A 19,065-nucleotide genomic window follows, 5' to 3' on the forward strand; every position below is an offset into this window, starting at 1 on the left:
GCATGGTTAAAATCCGGGGACAAAGGCGACCACTTCGTTTCTCCAGAATAATTCCGCCTTCTTTCGTTGAAGTTCTTCTTTTCTTTAGTTTAATCTATATAGCTTTTCGTTATCGGTTCCTCGATCCCCTACGGATTCGGATTGATCTGTATGAAATACTCCTCAACCAACCCTTGCATCTGGTCAGGCAGCGGATTGCGATCTAACGTTTTGCGCGCTTCGGTCTCATAATCGCGGTACACTTCCTCATAAGGCCTGGACATACCCGGAACGGTCGGCGAAACGCCGCCCTTCTGAATATCTCCGCCGCTGCCCTTGATCTCGCCGGAATCGTTCTGCACATTGCCGCTGCCCTTGAAATCCCTAGGGATCGTCACAAGCTCGCGACCGCCTGAGCCGAAGCCGGCTCCGCTTCCGGTTCCGCTTCCCGATCCTCCGCTGCCGCCTGAGCCGGAGCCTGCTCCTGATCCAGAGCCGCTCCCCGAACCGGACCCACTGCCGGCGCCTTGACCTTGACCGGCCCCGGAGCCGCCTTCCCCGGAGCTTCCCTCCGAGCCTTCGCCTTCTTCTCCCGAGCCTTCCCCGGATCCCGCCTGCGCCAACGCCTCCGCACTGCCGCCGTTACTCCAGGCATCCGATACCGACATCCCGGCAGCCGTCATCTGATCGGCCAAGCTCAGTCCTTGCGAAGCAAGGGAGGACGCCAGCGAAGCGGCGGATTGCGATTGACTGTCGGATGCGGCTTTAGCTTGGGCCGCTTTAGCCAGCTCCTCGGCCAGCTGCTGGAGCGCTTCTTCCAGCTCTTTCGGCAGCTTGCCTTCCTTCAGCGAGTCTGCCGCTTTCTTGAGCTCTTGCTCCAGCTTCCCGTCCTCCAGCTGCTTGGCCGCTTCCTCAGCCAACTTTTTCAAAGCATCGGCCAGCTCGTTCTTCTCTTCCTGGGACATCTTTTTCACCTGCTCGGTGAGTTTCTTCATTTCCTGCTTGAGCTCATCGGCCATGCCCTCGGCTAGCTTTTTCCCTACCTGGGACAACGCCTTCTCCTGCTGCATTTTTTGGGCCAGCTCCGACAATGCCTTCGCTTTTTCCTCCTGCTGTTTCGCCATTTTCTCCAGCTCTTTCATGGTTTCTTCCAGCTTCTCCAGCGCTTGCTCGGGATGCTTCTCACGCTCCAGCGCTTTTTTCAAGGCATCCAGCTTCTCCTGCAGCTTCTTCCTGTCAGCAGGATCGATCGTTTCTTTCTGGAGTTCTTCCGCCAGCTTTTCGGTTTTGGCTGCCTGCTCCTTCATCCAGCTCTGAGCTTCTTTTGCCGCTTCTACCTTCTTATCCATCGGGTTTGGAACAAAAACAAGGATGAGCACGGCAGCCAACGAAGCGCCACAGATCAAGAGATGTCTTTTACGGTTAGGGTAAGGAAGACGCTCCGGCAATTGCTCTGCAAAACGTGCGCCATAGCGCTCCGCCTGCTCGCGCTGCCATTTTGCGGCCTGCGACTCCTCTTCTTTGAACGATAGTGCCGTCACCATCATGTCACTTCGCTCCGCTCCGTCAGGAACATGATCCATCGCAGAAGCAGCCTCTTCGATCGGAATCCGATGCAGCCATCCCCATAACAAACCCACGAATCCTGCCCCGACGGGAATGGCGACGGATGCAACGGGAAGCCAGGCTATGGGCACGAATCTCCCCAGCACCAGAAGCAGCAGCAGTGCGGCAAACCCTGCCATCAGTCCGTATAAAACATACGTTATGACGCGGAATCGCTGCAGCCGCCGTCTCGCGGCTTCGATAAAACGCATGATGTTGTCCATTGCTCTTCCTCCTTACCCTGCTGTTATGCTTTAGGTTACGCTTCGTCCCGCGTCATTTCCGATATTTGCGGGAGCTGTTCTTCGTTCTTATCCTTACGCTTCCGCCTGGCGACAGGACGGATATTCCGTACGGCAACCCACAGGGCGAGAACGATCACAACCGAATAGACGATGAAAAATTCCAGCCACAATTCAATGGGAGCCTTGCTGTTCAAGCTTCCTCCGTGCAGCAGGAACACGTCTTTTGAGAAGGACGGGTTAAACAAACTCATCATCGCCCCAGCCGGATTCAAGCCCAGCAAATATCCGACCCAGGAATAGCTGCCTGGCGTTGGCGCCTGCCCGCTTTGATACATATTCTGCTGTTCAATTCCCATGAAGAACAAATACAGAAGTCCTGTTATAAGGAAGATAATCAGTCCCGCACCGTAGGTGACAATAATTGCGACAATGGTTCTTTTAAATAAAGTCGAGAACATCACCCCAAGCGAACCGAGCAGCAGCATCACGAATAAATAAAAAACAAAGACGGATATGAGCTGTTTCGGCGAAATCCCCCCATACAGGAAAACAATGCTGTATACCGGCAGGGTGGCCAGCACGATCAGTGTCATGAAGCTGAGTGCCGACACCAGCTTGCTCAGCACAATCGTGGCCGAGCTCTGCTGCGTTGTCAGCAGCATGCTCAGCGTTTGCTTCTCCCGCTCGCTGCTGATGACACCGGCGGTAAGAGCGGGCGCCATGAATGCGATGAGGACAAGCTGGGCAAAACTCAGCACGTAGAACATCATTTGGCTCATCTGCGGATCGAATCGCTGTGGTCCCCGCTGTCCCAAATATAAGAAGAGATAAATGAAGCCCATCGCAACGGCTCCGAGCGCCAATACATAAAACAACACCGACAGCATGGAACGCGTAGAACGCATCCGCAGCCGAAATTCCTTGTCAATGACCGGATTAATTAGCTTTCTGCTCCAATTCATTCGCGGGACCCTCCTTTGGTAATTTCGAGGAATACATCCTCCAGATTGCTCTGCGCTTCCTGAAACGAGACAATCGGAATTTCCCAGGAGACCACCTGTCGCAGCAGAGCGCTCTGCTGCGTGTCATCCCCGCCGTAATGAACATGGACGCCGGTGTTATCCGTTAATACCGACGTGACAAACGGTTCGTCCCGCAGCTTCTCGGCCAATTCCTCTTCACGCTCGAGCGTGCGGATGTGGATGACTTTTTTCACGCGGAGACGGCTCTGAATATCGGCCACCTTGCCTTGGGCAACCATCTCGCCGTGCTCGATCACGCCGATTTCATCCACCATCTCCGCCAGCTCAGGCAAAATATGCGACGAAATGATTATCGTCTTGCCCATCAGCTTCAATTCCTTCAATATTTCACGCATCTCGATCCGCGCCCGCGGATCCAGCCCCGAAGCCGGCTCATCCAGAATCAAGACGTCCGGATCATGCACCAGGCACCGGGCAAGGCATAACCGCTGCTTCATGCCCCGCGAGAGACTGTCGACGTAGGTATCCGCTTTGTCGCTCAGGTTGACCAGCTCCAGGAGCTGCGGAATGAGCTGTTCCCGCTCGGCGCGCGGAATGCCGTAACTTGCCCCGTAAAAATGCAAATATTCGGTAGACTTCAGCTGGTCATACACGCCAAAGAAATCGGGCATGTAGCCGATCCGCTTGCGGACCTCCTTGGGATGCTGGGTCACGTCGAAGCCGCCGACCTTGGCAACACCCGAGGTTGGCAGCATCAGGGTGGCCAATATGGACATCGTTGTGGATTTGCCGGCTCCGTTCGGACCGACAAATCCAAACACCGTCCCTTTTTCGATATGAAGACTGATGTCCTTCAACGCATGGAAAGTTCCGTATTTTTTACTCAGGTTTCTAATCTCGATCATTGAGTGGCCTCCCCCTTCACAGACAGCTCCGGCATCATAAAGTTGGTCTGATCCTTGGCGGTGATCATGAAGCGGATCCGATTCCCCACGATATACTGCTCCGGATTCTTGGTAATGGTAAACACATTGTTCGCGTCTGTAACAGGCTCCCATGCGCTCTTCTTCGAGTTCCAGATCTCCATCGTAACGTTGTTGTTGAATTTGGTGCCTTTCACGGACAATTCCGAATACTTCACGTTGCCTTCCGATATTAACGGGAACTCGGCGATCAAGCTGCCCTGTCCCATTTCAACTCCATGAGGGTAAACCCCGAACATCGGCGCATTCACCTGCGATATCTCGGGAGACAGAAAGCCATAAGGAATGTTGATCTTCCCGTTCAGTCCCCAATCCATCTCCACCGGCTGTATCCAGAAATTGAGCTGATCACTGTCCACCTCAGCGCCTTTCAGCGTATAATTCGTCAAATGGTCCTTGCTCCATCCCAAAATGTAAGCATCCCTGTTGACCATTCTGTTGGAATATCCGTATTGGGACATAATATCGCGCTCACGCTGTTTCGGATCATTCTGCGAATAAGGGTACAGCATCCCGGACAAGTCACCGCCCGTAAACTTGATGATTTGTTTCGGGTCCTGAGGAACGGCTGCAGCATCCCCCTTCTTGATATCTCCCAGCTTGTAGGCTTTGCCCCCGACAACCAGCACAACCTCGGTCAAATCGTTAATCGTGTCATTGGTGACCTTACCGTTTAATTCTCCTTTGGCATCCAGCTTCAAATCCATGCCCAGACGCCCCATCTCCTCGGTTCCTTGACGGTCCACCCAGACCTTGGCTAATGACCATTGGGACATGTCGCGTAGCTCCAGCGTCGTGGACGCCTGCTCCACTCGGACAAAACTCTTATTCTCGCCCATTCCTCCAAACCTGGTCTGGGACTGCCCCGTTTTCAAATACGTATTCTCCGGAAATTCCAAAGCATAGTTCCCGCTTCGAGGCGTGAAAAATGCGGAAGCCGTCGATTTAACCGCATCCCCCTGACCGTTTAGTTCAATCAAGTTGATGGTGTGCGCGAGTTCCCGCGTCTTGTCCGATGAACCGACCACGTAAACGGAACCGCTCGCGATGACGGCAATGATCGGGATCAAGAACCACGCCCATTCCCGCTTGTCCGCCTTCTTCAAGATATAGTAGAGCAGCGGGGCAACGACGACCGCATAAATAATGAGCATCCACAGCAGCAGCGTGAAGGAAGGCATCTTCAGTGATGGAAAATACTCCAGAACGTAATTCAAACTGTCCATCAGCGAATTGTAGTACATGCCATTCTGCGCGCCCACCATGGGAAGGTTATTGCGCAATATCGATGCCCAAGCATCCGGATGGCCTGCCCATGAGCTCACCGGCTCCATGGCCAGATCATAGGCCGCATATTGAACACTCCCTTGGCCATAGCCTTTCGAGGCAAACAAAGGTTGTCCGTTCGCTTCAATTCCGATTTGAGCGCCTTCCACCGCTTTCGCTGTGGAAATGGTAAATGCCCCATCCAGGTTCAGCGGCTTCCCGCCAAGCTTCTCCAGCTCAGCCAGCGAATGAACGGTGGTGGTTCCATCCGCAACGACCGGCGTGATGTCGGCAAACGGTGCCGCTGTTTTGGCATATCCCGCGCCGCCGGCCAGAATCAGGGTGCCGCCGCCATTCACCCAATCTGTAATCGCCTTGCGTTGTGGCTCTGACAGCGTATCGGAAGCAAAATTGTTGATCACGATGACGTCCAGTCCGTTCAGCAGCATTCCATCCGATGGAACGCTGGCGTTCTTAAGCGGGAACACGTTCACGCTGTTGCCCTTGCCGTTAAGGACATTCATGAAATTCATCGTATCCGGATCATCGGATAACACGGCAATGAGTGCGCCTTGATACGGAGAAGCCTGCACGTAATTTTTACCTGAGGCAAACGGAATCTGCTTCCCCTTGGTATAAGATCCTTCATAGAAGAGGATCTGGTTATTATCTTTATTCAGCACAGCCCCTGGAATGCCGATCACGACTTCCTTCGGCGTATCCTTCGGCAGGTCCACCTGCTGGACGTAGGAGGTTTGATATCCGAAGCCATTGTAGTTCTGAATCTGCACGACCACGTCACCGGATATATCCCGGTCACTGGTTAAGGTCAGTTTGAGCGGATTCCATTTATCATGTTTAATCTTGCCTTGATAACCCATTTCGGATTGAATGCCAATCTTCGCTCCGTCGGCGTAGACGTTTCCGGCCGGGAACGAGAAGGATAACGTTGCAACAATCAGCAGCGCCACCATCGGCAGCAACATCCACGTTTTTTTTGTATAAAACGACAACTGATGATTCCCCTCTCCACATATAAATTGCTTTCTCATGACAAATGACACCTATGTTCAGAAGACGTATGTAAAGGTTCTCTTCACAAGTTCAACTATATTGACGAGTCGAATCTATAAAAAGTTTGACGTTTCCTTCCATAAATAAAAATCCCACTCCAATAAGAGGAGCGGGATCAAGGGGTAATCCATTGCAGCGTTAAAGTGTTGGGCTGCTCCATTGTACTATCTATGATGAATCGTCCGAATACAGCCTCATATCTTACTTGTATCTCAGGCATATGCCCGGTTACTCTGGCATCGCTCGCCATCGTGTTCGTGCTGTTTCCGAACCTGCTGGCTGTCTTCCTGTCTGATCATACACACGCTTGCAAATCTTTTGCAGACCGTTAGTTGAATACAACCGTTTTATTGTTATGCACCAGAATCCGATCCTCGACATGCCATTTGACGGCTCTTGCAAGCACCACGCGTTCGATGGTACGGCCAATACGCTTCAACTCGTTGACATCATCCCGGTGGCTAACGCGCTGCACGTCCTGCTCAATAATCGGCCCGCCATCCAGCTCTTCGGTTACATAATGGGCGGTTGCTCCGATAATTTTCACCCCGCGGTTATAGGCTTGCGCATAAGGCTTGCCGCCGACAAAGGCAGGAAGGAATGAATGGTGGATGTTGATAATCCGGTTGCGGTAATGTTCGATAAAGGTTGGCGAAATAATCTGCATATAACGCGCAAGGATAATCACGTCGATATCATCGCCGATCACATCCAGCTGACGCTGCTCCGCTTGAGGCTTCGTATCCGCCGTAACCGGAATGTGGTGATACGGGATACCGAACGATTCCACGTATTCCTTCATATCCAGATGGTTGCTTACCACCAGCGCGATATCCGCGTCCAGATCGCCGGCCTGCCATTGCCACAACAGCTCTACAAGGCAGTGATCTTCTTTTGAAACAAAAATCGCCAGCCGTTTCTTACGGACCGCATGGTAGATATTCCATTCCATACGGAATTGATCGGCAACTTCCCGGAAGGACTCCTCCAGCTGGGGAAGCTTCGTGTTCAAATCCTCCAGATCAAATTCAACCCGCATAAAAAACATGCCGCCGGCCGGATCCATTGTATATTGATCAGACTGGACGATGTTGGCGCCATGCTGGTACAGAAACTGGGAGACCGCCGCCACAATTCCCGGTCCATCCGGACAGGAGATCAGCATGCGGGCACGATTAGGGTACTGACCTGCCGCAGACGACAGATCCTTCTTGATGTGAATTTCCATGAGACTTGGTGATCCTCCTTTTAAATCTGCAATTAACGTCAATCGGCCTCTCAGGAAAACATGCCGCGACTTGCGGACGTTATCCCGAAGAATGCCTTAGTATTCTGATTATAAAGCCATTTAATGAAGCTTATGAAGTCAGGGAAACACCGGACAACCAAGCGATCAGGCGCTGATTGATCTGCTCCTCCGAAAGGTCGGACAGCAGGCCGGCTGCCATGACCATATCATACAGACGCTCCATCGGTTCGCGAGGATCCGCCTTTTTGGCTTTGGCATCATTCTTCAGAAGCGTCCAGGTATCCAGCACGAACGAACGGGAGTCGATGCCTTCCTTCGCAAAGAAAGCACCCAGTTCTTCTACTTGCTGAGCAAAAGTCGGCCCGAAACGGCCTTCCACATCCCCGCGCAGAAGCGCAATTTCGATCTCATACATCGGACGCTGCGTTTTCGGATCTTTACCGATCCACGGCGTCTCCAGAATGAACGGTCTGCCCTGAAGCTTCTCATGATGAACCACTCTTTGAATGGCTTCATAGCCGATCCATCCGGTTCCAATCGGCGTATGACGGTCTTTACCCGCTCCACGCGGATTCTTGCTGTCATTCACGTGCACGACCGTTAACCGGTCAAGTCCGATCAGCTTGTCGAACTGCTCCAGCACGCCGTCCAGATCATTTACGATATCGTAACCCGCATCATGAATATGGCAGGTGTCGAGGCAGATGGCCAAGCGGTCATTGTACTTCACCTTATCAATAATGGAAGCAATTTCTTCAAAACTGCGTCCCATCTCGGTGCCTTTACCTGCCATCGTCTCCAGTGCAATCTTCACTTCGGTCTCATCCGTACCGCCGAGCACTTCATTAAGGCCTTCGGCAATTCGGTCGATGCCGTATTCAGCATCCTTATCGGTATACGCACCGGGATGGAGAACGATATTCTTCACGCCGACCGCATGCGTACGGCGAATCTCCTCTTGCAAAAAGCTTACCGCCAGCTCAAACGTGTTGGGCTTGTACGATCCGAGGTTAATAATGTACGGCGCATGGACCACGATCTCCTCAATGCCGCTTTCCTGCATGGCGGCTTTGCCTTCTTCGATAAACATCGAATCGATCGGCTTGCGGCGCGTGTTTTGCGGCGCGCCGGTATATATCATGAACGAGCTTGAGCCATATGACGTGGCTTCAGCCGTCGCAGTCAGCAATCCCTTGTCCGAAAACGACACGTGGGAACCAATTTTCAACATGCTGCATCCCCCTTTTTTAACACACAATTACACCTATTTTAGCTTGTATATCGAAATAAATCTAGAAATGCGTTATAATTCTCATGAAAGTGTCATGTGACAATAATCGTTGAGGTGATATACAGATGAAGAGCACAGGGGCCGTCATGGGCTATTTGTCGTCCAGTGCGCCGCCGTCATGGTTCATGAACTCCATTGCCTTCTGGGGATGGGTCATGCTCGGGCTGATGGGCATCGGCGGATTTTTCATGTTCCGCAAGTTTCTGAAAGTGCTTCCCAAGGCTGACGGCAAATCGAAGCTCGATTGGCAAAATTACTGGGTAGAGCGAAGCCGCCCGCTGTGGACGGATGAATCCAAAGCATTTCTGGACGAGCTGGTGCAGCCTGTTCCGGGACCGTTCCGGGATATCGCCAAACACTCCATTGCAGCCGAAATCGGCAAAATCGCCGTCGAATCCGGCGCAACCGAAGTCACCCGGGATCACTGCATCAAAGGTTACATCGTGGCTACGCCGAAGCGGGATTACAAATTCCTGATGAATTTCCTCCAGAAGAAGGAAATCGACTACAAGCCTTATCAGCATTTAATTAATAAGTAATATTTTCTGGCCCCCTTCTATGAATTGTGAAGGGGGCTTTTGATATCTTTCTGTGTACCTTACATCTCAGTTTCCTCATATCGTTTGTAACCTCCGTCTTTCATATAACCCCCATTTATAGTATTAGTTCTGAACAACTGGGTGTTATGGACCATCCCATATAGATTTGTTATCCATGTTTGATTTAGATGGTTATTTTTTAGCCCCATTGATGTAAAACGAATAGGGAATATATTAAATAAAATGTTAATTATATTATCGATTCCATATAAAGCGTTTTTATGGTGTATTATGACATAAGAATTGTGTTAGATTTGAATATCCGGCCGGATTTCAAATAAATCACTTTTTTTAGTAGGAATTAACCTTGTTTAAAAATAAGAAAACGATCAGTCTATTCTTATCCTTGATTTTGTTGTTTTCAGTTGTTGCCCCGGCGTATGCTCAATCCGAAGAATGTGATTGTGAATCTACAGTTGTCTACACTAATACCGAGAATGGAATGTCGGTTGTTGAAGTGAAAAATAATAATGACGGTAACACTCATTATGCTACAGTTTCGTCAGCAATTAGTATAAATAGTGAGGCTAATCTCGCTCTTCTAGCAAATAATAATGAATCTGTTGTTGTAGAAAGAACATATTTTCAATTCGAGAAAAATCTTGAAAAAGCTATAAAGACTGATAATTCTGCTCCTGCACAGGGGGAGATTGGGATTCAGAGTGGATTTTGGAAAGGAAGCAAAATATTTGGAGTGCAGTCAAGGGGTTTGGCTATAAGGTTTATATAGCTGCCGGTGATGCAAGCTATATCTTAGGATTAGGAGTAGCAGCTGTCGGTGCATTATTTGGAATACTAGCAGCCATAACAGCAGGCTTTGCTGCTGCAATTACTGCATTTGTTACCGGACTGATACTCACTGCTTATCAAGTAGTGAGAGACGAAGACATGTCCGTCACATTTGAAATGTACGAACGTGATTTGGTAAGATCCATTGTTTGCCTTACTCTTGGTGATGAAGTAGGAAAAACAACAGTGAAAAATATACTTGGGCATTTCTTCTGGCCACGTGAACTGCCAACAAAATGCTTCTAAGTTATGATGAAAACTAAGAATAAGGGAGTCAACTATGCAGGCACTATTACGTACTCTTCCGGTTCTCATTTTGATTATTTTAGCTATGGTTTGTATATTTTGGATTCCTAATTTATTTAAGAGTTGGGGCTTATCATCGAAAGGTGTACTGTATGTTCAGCTAATTATTCTTGGGACATATTTGGTTGGTTATTTCACTTCGGAGATCACTTCATATTTAATTAAACGATCAAACTAGATTGATTTAGAAAGGGATCATCAAAGCGGTGATCCCTTTTTCCTAGTGCTTTGGTTTAAACAAGATCCAGGATTCACCCATCACTCACCCTTCGATAAGATAAATGTCTACTGTCGGCTATAAGCCTATTCCTTAGTGAGTCGGCCGGAGAAGCGGGAATGTACCAAGTCACTCTAAACTTGGTGAACTGCTTGATAAACATGGAGTCTCTGCCCTAAAGCTATAAATATGTTATCAGCCGCTTTCTGCTTATCTTCCTCACTGGGCATACTGTATCGCAAATCATATCAGCTGAACTATAACCACTAAGACTTTGTATTACTCCTATGTCTTCACCTGCTCTTACAAACACAGTTATAAAGCTGTGTCGAGTCTGATGGACATTATGCCCATTCTGCTTCATAAGATGTTGGATACTTCTGATACTAATAATTTTTGTCTATTGCTTATAAATAAAGCAGGATGACTGTCTGTTCGTTGTTTAAGATATTTTTTTAATAGCCCTTCTCACTTCCACGTTTAATGGCACTGTACGCTCGTTTAGATCAGCGTCTAGACGATCTAGAACAAAAAATTCCGACACCCTAATATCAGTCATAAATAACGTCATAAGAATAGCGTTATCTCTCTTATTATCTGTACGATCAGTATCTCTAATTAATTTATTTCGTTCGAGTTTATTTATTGCTTTTGGTGCTTGTTTCTTTATATCAGCAACTTTTACAACAGAAATATCCTCTATAGCATCATTTTTTCCTGCCCATCTAGAAAATGTTATTATTGCATTCCATAATTTATTAATAGTGGATTTCCTTGCTAATAAATAATCTATATCGATGAGATCATTCTCTTCAGCAGTTCGGTTATCTTTTTCAGAAAACGAACCTGAGGTTTGAGCTTGTTTGATCCAGCGATCCAGTGCAGATGGGCTAAGCTCATACTCTCTCGCAATGGCTGCTCTTGGCTTTCCGTTTTAATACTGCTGAACCATTTGTCTTTTGAAATCTGCTGTAAATGTGCGTCTTTGTTTTGGCATAGTAGATCCGCTCCTAATATTATTCTCTTCATTCTACTAGCCCCTATTTTTAGTGTCCAACTAAGTGTAGATGATCCAATTATATCTATACAAGTAAGTATGTCCCTTGAATATTGGCTTCGGAAATAATTTAATCTCTTTCTTCTACTATACAATCCCTTATCAATATAAACCCCTGCGCAGGGTAAACATCCATCCGGCAATAATGAAGGCCCCCTCCATCAGAGGATATTCTTTATATGGCACCATGGACTCTCCCGTCTACACCGTACCGTTTCTCGAACCCAGATCCTTCACTACATATCTTCCACTATCACGCCAAAACTCGACATGTGCCCGGGAAGCCCCTACGCCCTGAATATAGATGAGATCTTAGCCAGTTAAATTAAATAAATACACCATTATCCCTACAAGCAAAGGTCCTATCACTAAAAACCCGAATATCAGGGCAATAACTTTTAGAGTTCCTGATATTCCTTTTGACGAGTTCAAGATGTCTAGTTTATTATTGATTTCTTTTAGTTCTTTCAATATTTCTTTATTAAGATCTTCAGACACATCAAAGTCCTCCTTATACGTATGAATCAAAAACACAAGATATATTTTCGATTAATCGTTAAAAAAACAAACTTAGTTACATAGTCGGTGCATTTTACCATAATCATCATACCAGATGTTTTTATAAATCTAGTAAAAACAAAAAAAACCAAAAGCCCCTACACCTTTGGTTTTCTGCAATAATCCAAATTTTCTCTAATCTTCATAGAATAATAGCTTCGCAAATCTTACTCCTACTAATCCCTTATCAATATTACCCCCTTCGCAGGGTAAACGACCAGCCGGCAATAATAAAGACATCCCCCTCCATCAGAGGATATTCTTTATAAGGCACCATGGATTCCCCTTTCAACACCGTACCATTTCTCGAACCCAGATCCTTCAGGACGTAACCCCCGCCTTCCCGCGAAAGTTCGACATGCGCCCGTGAAGTCCCCACTCCCTGCGCGACGAATTGGGCTACGTCAGGGGATCGGCCGATGATGAAATGGGGCTGATATAGTTCAATCCGCTGCGGGGCGGCTGCATTCGGTTCGTTTAGCTCGAGGTAAGCACCTGCTGAATACTGCACGGCTGGACGGGCTGCAGCATCCGGACTTAGTAGGACGGTAGCTCCCTCACCTCCAGGGAACGAAAGCACCTCCGTCCGTTGGGACAACTGGGCATAATAATCCCCCACTTCCCCATATGGATCCGCGGCCGCAGCTTCTGCCTCAGATGAACGCGAATAAGCATGGCCCTGCGGAGATTGTGCGGAATATCCCCCTGAATGGTGATCTCTCTCGGAGTTGAATGGAGATTTAGGGGCCCGCCATCTCCAGTTCTCTTTCCCCTCCTCAAGCCCTGCTTCTGCTTTTCCAGCGTCTGTTTCCGAGTTATCCCCAAGAAGACCCGATAAAGGGTCCGCCTGAAAACGCGGGACAGACTTCCACTTGGAATGCTCCTGCGGACTAAGCTCTGTTGACTCGAACATGGGCAAGGAACCGGACCAATCGCCGGATCTCCGTGAGAGCAGCTGGAGTTTACCTGTCCAGCCAAGCCAGGTTACCGCAGCAAGCAGAATCGTAATACCTACCGACAACCCCAGCATCAATGGAGTAGGCTGATTCATGTAAAGCAATCTCCAAGCTCCCGCTGCGGCGAGCAAACATCCTAACATAATATAGGTGCGAACCGGCGAAGTCTTCTCATTATCTGAAGCTTCTGAATTTGTCTCATCCGTATGAGGCAGCCACGAAGGAGTGGAACCCAATGGGCTTCGACCCGCATGAGAATTCATTTCCTCGCTCTTGTCTCTCTTCCCGAACATCTCATTCGTACGTTCCTTCAGACCTTGAATTAAACTCTGTTTATCTGTGTAGATGTCACTCTCCATCTGTGGCACTGCTGTCCGTCCATGAGTCGGTTCTGCAAATGCGAATGAAGGCTTGGAGCGAATGTTGCTTGATTGACTATCGGTATAGGGCGATCCTTGATTCAGACCTGAAGGCACTGCTGCATTTGCTTGAGTTACAGTACGATGGTCTTCACCCTCTCCGGCTAACAGTTCAATCACAAGCTTCTTAAGGCCCGGCAGATTGAAGCTCTGTTCGCTGCAGAACGACATCAGTGCCTGTATCCCTCCCCCTTTTAGCTCCGTCACCGATGCAAGCAACCTTGTCATTAGTTCCTTGAGCATAAGCGGAAGACGAGTGCCGCTTGCTTCGATGGCTGCAACCGGAACATAAGTTAAATATAAAGTGCCAAGATGTAAGGAACCTTCAATAAACAGATAATCCTCATGAAGTATGTAATTCTCCGGCTGAAGCATATACAGCTTGCTGTCCTCCAGAGCCGTGACGATCTGCAGCAGCAATCCAAAATATTCGGTCAGCGTCATGCGCTCGCTCTTTAACGTTTGAGATAGCATTTTTTTGCCGGTGATATCATACTCCAGCGTTACCTTATAATCGACTTCTTTCATATGCAGCTTCAGAAAATGAGGGATTCTCGACGAACGGATCATCCCTAGCTGTACATGATTAAGTTCTGATGATTGGATTCCTTCAGCCCGATCCAGCACCATAATGGTTCCACCGTTCTGCATAAAATCCGCCTTTAATCCGAGCATAAATTCCCCCTCCTACAAGTGCAGTACCACATACGTGCTGATTACGCCAGGAAGGACGGCAATCATAAAAGGGAATCGCAAGTGTTCCTCCTGGCTGTTCCGCCATGGCAACCAGCTCTTCATCACAAAAACGCCGGCGATACTGCCAACGACAGTACGTATTCGCTTCATCGTTTCCCGACGCCAGAGCAGGATAAGCAAACCGATGACACCGGCAAAAAGGACAGAATACATAATGCCCTGCAAGGTAAACCATAAGCCGGTCCAGGCACCAATGCCCCCAAACAGCTTAACGTCACCCGCTCCTACAGCCCCTATAAAATACATGATCAACAAGATAAGAAATCCGGCTCCAAGCCCCTTCAAAGAAAAGAGCAGCCCCTCCCACCCGTCCAGAACGCCATGATAGACAGGGCCGGACAGCATAGCCGAAACAGTTAAAACATTCGGTATTTTCATGGAGCGAAGGTCTGTAATGAATGCGGCGATCAAATAAACAGCACAAACACCAAAAGCAACGGCCATAAAACATCATAACTCCCTTGCTAAACTATTCACTGGAATAGCCGTGGTAGGATTTTAACTATGGATGCACAACGAACGATTCTTCGAATGACTCTCTTAAACGCTTATTTGAAAGACTTCTTTGAAGCACTTCTCTGAAACGCTTCTTGGAACACTTGGAATCCTTCATCTCGAACTCTTGCTATCAAGCTTCAAGAACCCGACCGCGCGACCACCGTAAACGGCACCTCAATCCGCTGCCCGTCTGCTGTCTCAACGACAAACAGCCACGTTCCCGGCGTTGTATTAAAGCCTACGTTCCATTCCCATTCGATATAGCCGTTCTCGTCCGCGGTCTCCCAACCCAAATATTTAGCCGTACTCTGACCGCTCTTATAATAGACTGACAATTGAGCACTGCTGCCCGGCGCCACTCGTACTTTTACCTTAGCCTGCTTGCTGGCAACGGCCGGATTCGGCTTCTCCAACAGCTCAATCGCCCCGTTTGTCCCGGATCCATCCCCTGAACCCGTCCCTCCTTCACCGGTATCGCCAATCCATAATCTCTCCTGAGCTTTTGCCTGCAGCACGATGCGTTTGTTCAAGAAAGGAACCCGGATCGGAAGGGCGTAATTCACCTCAATGCCGAAATAGGGACTCGCTCCGCTCTTCAAATTGGGAATGTGAACATTGGACACATGGATTCGATCATAATCCAGAAGATGTTCAGGCATGAACGGTTTCATCATCGGCTTGACCACGGGATCGAGTACGGCTTCCACGGTTTGGTTCTTAAGCTGCTGCAGCGGCTCCTCGCCTGACGCTACAGCTTGCGTGATCCACTCACTAACAGGAGCAGGAAGAGAGTCGCTGTAATTCGAAACCCAATCAGAAAGCGACAATTTGGGAATCTCCCAATGAGATGTGCTTGGTGAGCCTTCTCCTGTTCCACTACCACCAGCATTAGCCTGCACGGCTAGAGAGACAGGATACATATGAGCCGCGACAGTTTTGACCGTATCCGATACGGTACTCTGGAGCGCTGTCGATATCAACGTCATTTGCACGATATAAATGAGAAAAATAACAAAAAACATAAACATCGGCAGCACAAGTGCAGCTTCCACGACCATGCTTCCTTGTTCCGATGACGCTTTACCTTTACGGAGAGGTGTCTGTATTTCCGATAATCGTTTCATTCAACTACCCCTAATCCTAATAGGAAAAATCCGCCTTGCGCTTCACCATGTAACGACTTCCCTGAACTTCGTCCCCATCGCTTCCAAATACAACGCCGATCGCCTTCGTCACCCCTGGAAGAAACCATAAACGCATGGCCGTCCTGACCTCTCCTGAAGCATAGGTAAATCGCTCCGCAGGATTGGTGCCGGTGTTCAATCGAATCAACGCCAACATGCGTGACAGCTTCTTCTCGTTATTGCTGTGAATAAGCAGAAATATTCGCAAATGATCTCTGTAAGTGAGCTCAATGGGGGCATACTTGGATAGCTGAACGCTCCCCTTCTGACACAACTGGATCATATCCTCTATGGCCTTCTCAATCCCATACAGAATGGCCGCCGCCAAAATCGCCAGCGGATTTCCTAATTTACTATTCACAATGAATCCTTCCATCGTCCGGACCGCGAGTCTGGAAGAAAAAATCTCTGCATAGGCCGCAGATATATTCCCAGCGGGGTTATGAAATCCGTATAGAATATACTCCACTTCCTGGTTCCCAATGTCGAATTCCTGGACGACATCTCCGCCGGTGTTGGAACCATCAACCATTCCGGTTAATTTCCCAATATCAAAATGCTGATAATAATGAACGGCGTATTCATTTTGAAACAGTTCATCCCTGACACCGCCAAGCACGTTCCCCATAAATCCAAACATACCGTCCATATTATCCATTGCCTGTTTACCGGCATCATACGGATCATCATCCATAGGCTTTCCCTTACTCATGCTGTCCGCTTCGGCATTAAATTGAAGACTTTCGTCATAGTACTGCTGGAGTTCACGGAACTCATCCATAATCGCCTGATGTTGTCCATTCAACCCGTTAATTGACTCAATGACTTTGGATGCCTGCTTCAGCTTCTGATTGGCCTGCTTCTCCATCGCCTTCCGTTCCTTGTCCGATGTGCGGAACTGTTCCAATGACGCCTGCTGCCGATCTATAATATTCCCACTGCCTGATGCTCCATAATTAGAAACAAAACGCTCTAATGTGCGACTGGCTTCAAGCACCGTTCCCTTCATTCCTTCTCCCCCTAGAGAAGACTGAAGAGTGGTTACTGCACGTCCAACTTGTTGGTATCGACTCTCCTGGCTGTCAATCTCTTGCCGGAAGCCGTTCAAGAATTCATCGCTATGAATCAATTTGTCAGCTTGCTTCCGTATGGATTGAATCATCTCCGCTTCTGCCCCCGAAGAATCGTTAGACCCTGGCGTTACATCATTCGTGACCTGATCATATCCCCTATTAGATGAACGATTCTCGGAATCCTTGATGACCTGCTTCATCTCTTCATTCAGATTCCTTGCTTCCTCCCATAATTGATGTGCATCTGAGAGCAGCTTGTCATTCTCCCTCTGAATTCGGCTGGCCTCCCTCGAAATCTGTGAGCCAATGGAAGAAATTCCGCTCCGGTAAGCCATGAGTAGAAGCGTATACTGTTTCTCCTTGGGAGGCCTGTCCGCGTCCTCCTGTTGTTTATCTTTATAATCCTCATACTGCGATGCCCCGTCGGCAGCGGTTTGGATGCTGCCCCCAAGCGAGGTATCGTTGATCGCTTGTCCAGGCGGATCCATAACCAGCTTCGAAAGCTGGATCGCATGCTCTCCTGCCTTGCGCTGCTTTGCCAGCATCTCATCCAGCGCCGCTTCCCGCTTGTCATACAGCTTGCGCAGCTTCTTAAGCACATCGACGGTATTGGAAGCTTCTTTCATGGACTGCGATAAAGGTTTGAACTTACCCACTAATTCCAAAGTGAAATCTATCGGCGCTTTATACTTCATGTCCTCGATGATCTGTCGGTTGAAGATGTCATAAGTGCCCAATGGACGCTGCAATTCAAGCCCCGAGCTATCGAGTTCCATCGCCATTAACCGAAACGCATCGCTGCGTTCTCCCGGGTTCAAGCTGTCATTCAGCACATTTCCCATAATGAGGTCGCCGCTGGTGCCCCCAAGGGCATACAGTCCGTATTCCTTCTGCAGCTGCGGATCGTAGGATGACATCACGGAGCGTACGGCTGCTCTTGTCAGCCTCTCGCTTTGCACCTTCATGGCCGCGATACGCGAGAAATCAATGAATATGGCTACAAACATAAATACGGCTGCCAGGGCGATAATCAAAAAAACAGATACAGATCCATCGGACGATCGGCCCCCGTCTCTCCTTCTCCGACTAGACCGTGCTTTCCCATGCTTCGTCATGACTATCGCGAACCTCCGAACTTTTGTAGAACTTCTCCTGCGGCTGCCTTATCCGTTCCATTTCTCCCGCCTTGAAACTTCGATCCGTAATATCGCATTAGATCCACCGTACGAATAAATTCAACGGGATCAACCACAATCGATTGTGAGTTGACCTTGATTTGGCCGCCATCGTCCAGCATTCGGCTGATCGGCGTCAGAGAGACCTGTTCGTTTAACGACGTCGTTACCTTTCGTATGAGCAGCTGATTCGTATAACGCATCTCTCCAGCCATACTGGAAGGCACGGCCATGCCGCCCTTTGACATCTTAAGCTCGGGCAATTTTCCGCTCTCAGCCTCGCTCTGCGGCAATGTAATTGACCTCGTACTATCTCCCCCTGCCAAACCAAATAGAGATCCGACTACGTTATCATCCGTCAACCGCCAATATAGCGAATCATATTGTCCCTGCTCTACGGATCCCGTGGCTGCAATCTTATGGCTGTTATCCCAGTTATACGCAGTCCGCTCGGATGCTGCAGCTGAAGCTTGGACCAGCAAAGACTGTTGATAGATGTACAAACATAGGAACAGCAGCAATACCGTCACCATCAACACGATGGGAAGAACCAGGGAGGCTTCCACCGTGAAGCTCCCCGTCTCGTCCTTCCATCTTCTCTTAAGCCGATTATTCAAGGAACTCTTTGCTCTTGTTGTTCACGTTTTTAAACAAGTTGTTCACCAAGGCCGTAATCTGATCTTTAAATATAAGGGCGATAATCAAAATAACGACTAGGATCAGGATCATCTCAAGCGTTCCGATCCCTTTCTCATCCTTCCAAAAAGCTTTCATCCCGTTCTTCGCCATGTTTAACATCATAT

General features: G+C 48.6%; 18 protein-coding genes. 3 read left to right on the forward strand and 15 right to left on the reverse strand.

Features of this window, described 5'->3' with window-relative positions; genetic code table 11:
• Positions 1-128: 128 nt before the first annotated feature.
• The 6 genes from AC0VZ8_RS27545 to AC0VZ8_RS27570 form a co-directional block, all read right to left on the reverse strand.
• On the reverse strand, positions 129-1,808 hold the full coding sequence (locus tag AC0VZ8_RS27545) for a phage tail tape measure protein (RefSeq protein ID WP_475485084.1): 1,680 nt from the start codon (positions 1,806-1,808) through the stop codon (positions 129-131).
• A gap of 35 nt (positions 1,809-1,843) precedes the next feature.
• Positions 1,844-2,791, reverse strand: coding sequence for an ABC transporter permease (locus tag AC0VZ8_RS27550; protein WP_475485085.1), 948 nt, complete (start codon positions 2,789-2,791; stop codon positions 1,844-1,846).
• The gene (locus tag AC0VZ8_RS27555) at positions 2,788-3,717 is read right to left on the reverse strand and encodes an ABC transporter ATP-binding protein (RefSeq protein ID WP_475485086.1); all 930 of its coding nucleotides are present in this window, start codon (positions 3,715-3,717) and stop codon (positions 2,788-2,790) included. Before AC0VZ8_RS27555 ends, AC0VZ8_RS27550 begins: the two co-directional genes overlap by 4 nt.
• Positions 3,714-6,113, reverse strand: coding sequence for a hypothetical protein (locus AC0VZ8_RS27560; RefSeq protein ID WP_475485087.1), 2,400 nt, complete (start codon positions 6,111-6,113; stop codon positions 3,714-3,716). Before AC0VZ8_RS27560 ends, AC0VZ8_RS27555 begins: the two co-directional genes overlap by 4 nt.
• Before the next feature lie 350 nt (positions 6,114-6,463).
• Entirely contained in the window at positions 6,464-7,363 is a 900-nt protein-coding gene (purU, locus tag AC0VZ8_RS27565) for a formyltetrahydrofolate deformylase (RefSeq protein ID WP_071222601.1), read from the reverse strand.
• 130 nt (positions 7,364-7,493) lie between these two features.
• Positions 7,494-8,615, reverse strand: a complete 1,122-nt coding sequence (locus AC0VZ8_RS27570) for a deoxyribonuclease IV (RefSeq protein WP_260067887.1) — start codon at positions 8,613-8,615, stop codon at positions 7,494-7,496.
• 125 nt (positions 8,616-8,740) lie between these two features.
• Between AC0VZ8_RS27570 and AC0VZ8_RS27575 the strand changes: the two genes are divergently transcribed.
• The 3 genes from AC0VZ8_RS27575 (at position 8,741) to AC0VZ8_RS27585 (ending at position 10,309) form a co-directional block, all read left to right on the forward strand.
• Positions 8,741-9,214, forward strand: a complete 474-nt coding sequence (locus AC0VZ8_RS27575; protein WP_009594427.1) for a DUF2621 domain-containing protein — start codon at positions 8,741-8,743, stop codon at positions 9,212-9,214.
• A 367-nt stretch (positions 9,215-9,581) separates the two neighbouring features.
• Complete coding sequence (locus AC0VZ8_RS27580) at positions 9,582-10,004, forward strand: hypothetical protein (protein ID WP_475485088.1); 423 nt, start codon at positions 9,582-9,584, stop codon at positions 10,002-10,004.
• Positions 9,944-10,309: a hypothetical protein gene (locus AC0VZ8_RS27585; protein ID WP_475485089.1), complete on the forward strand. Its 366-nt coding sequence runs from the start codon at positions 9,944-9,946 to the stop codon at positions 10,307-10,309. The genes AC0VZ8_RS27580 and AC0VZ8_RS27585 overlap by 61 nt, the downstream gene beginning before the upstream one ends.
• Positions 10,310-11,375: 1,066 nt before the next feature.
• Here the strand turns inward: AC0VZ8_RS27585 and AC0VZ8_RS27590 are convergent.
• The 9 genes from AC0VZ8_RS27590 to AC0VZ8_RS27630 form a co-directional block, all read right to left on the reverse strand.
• Positions 11,376-11,615: a hypothetical protein gene (locus AC0VZ8_RS27590; RefSeq protein ID WP_475485090.1), complete on the reverse strand. Its 240-nt coding sequence runs from the start codon at positions 11,613-11,615 to the stop codon at positions 11,376-11,378.
• A 229-nt stretch (positions 11,616-11,844) separates the two neighbouring features.
• Positions 11,845-11,949: an FHA domain-containing protein gene (locus tag AC0VZ8_RS27595; RefSeq protein ID WP_475487776.1), complete on the reverse strand. Its 105-nt coding sequence runs from the start codon at positions 11,947-11,949 to the stop codon at positions 11,845-11,847.
• Positions 11,950-11,955: 6 nt separating this feature from the next.
• Entirely contained in the window at positions 11,956-12,141 is a 186-nt protein-coding gene (locus AC0VZ8_RS27600) for a hypothetical protein (protein WP_475485091.1), read from the reverse strand.
• Between the two features lie 253 nt (positions 12,142-12,394).
• Positions 12,395-14,251 (reverse strand): DUF6382 domain-containing protein, encoded by a 1,857-nt coding sequence (locus tag AC0VZ8_RS27605; RefSeq protein ID WP_475485092.1) that lies wholly within the window; start codon positions 14,249-14,251, stop codon positions 12,395-12,397.
• A 12-nt stretch (positions 14,252-14,263) separates the two neighbouring features.
• Positions 14,264-14,776 carry an A24 family peptidase gene (locus AC0VZ8_RS27610; protein ID WP_071222597.1) on the reverse strand — a complete coding sequence of 171 codons (513 nt, stop codon included), beginning with the start codon at positions 14,774-14,776 and terminating at the stop codon, positions 14,264-14,266.
• Between the two features lie 191 nt (positions 14,777-14,967).
• On the reverse strand, positions 14,968-15,954 hold the full coding sequence (locus AC0VZ8_RS27615; protein ID WP_475485093.1) for a TadE/TadG family type IV pilus assembly protein: 987 nt from the start codon (positions 15,952-15,954) through the stop codon (positions 14,968-14,970).
• A 16-nt stretch (positions 15,955-15,970) separates the two neighbouring features.
• Positions 15,971-18,202: a hypothetical protein gene (locus AC0VZ8_RS27620; RefSeq protein WP_475485094.1), complete on the reverse strand. Its 2,232-nt coding sequence runs from the start codon at positions 18,200-18,202 to the stop codon at positions 15,971-15,973.
• Positions 18,203-18,204: 2 nt separating this feature from the next.
• Entirely contained in the window at positions 18,205-18,879 is a 675-nt protein-coding gene (locus tag AC0VZ8_RS27625) for a TadE family protein (protein WP_475485095.1), read from the reverse strand.
• On the reverse strand, positions 18,872-19,063 hold the full coding sequence (locus tag AC0VZ8_RS27630; RefSeq protein ID WP_015737227.1) for a Flp1 family type IVb pilin: 192 nt from the start codon (positions 19,061-19,063) through the stop codon (positions 18,872-18,874). Before AC0VZ8_RS27630 ends, AC0VZ8_RS27625 begins: the two co-directional genes overlap by 8 nt.
• Between the last annotated feature and the right edge of the window lie 2 nt (positions 19,064-19,065).

The sequence above is a fragment of the Paenibacillus sp. QJM3NY_38 genome, from assembly GCF_056173265.1.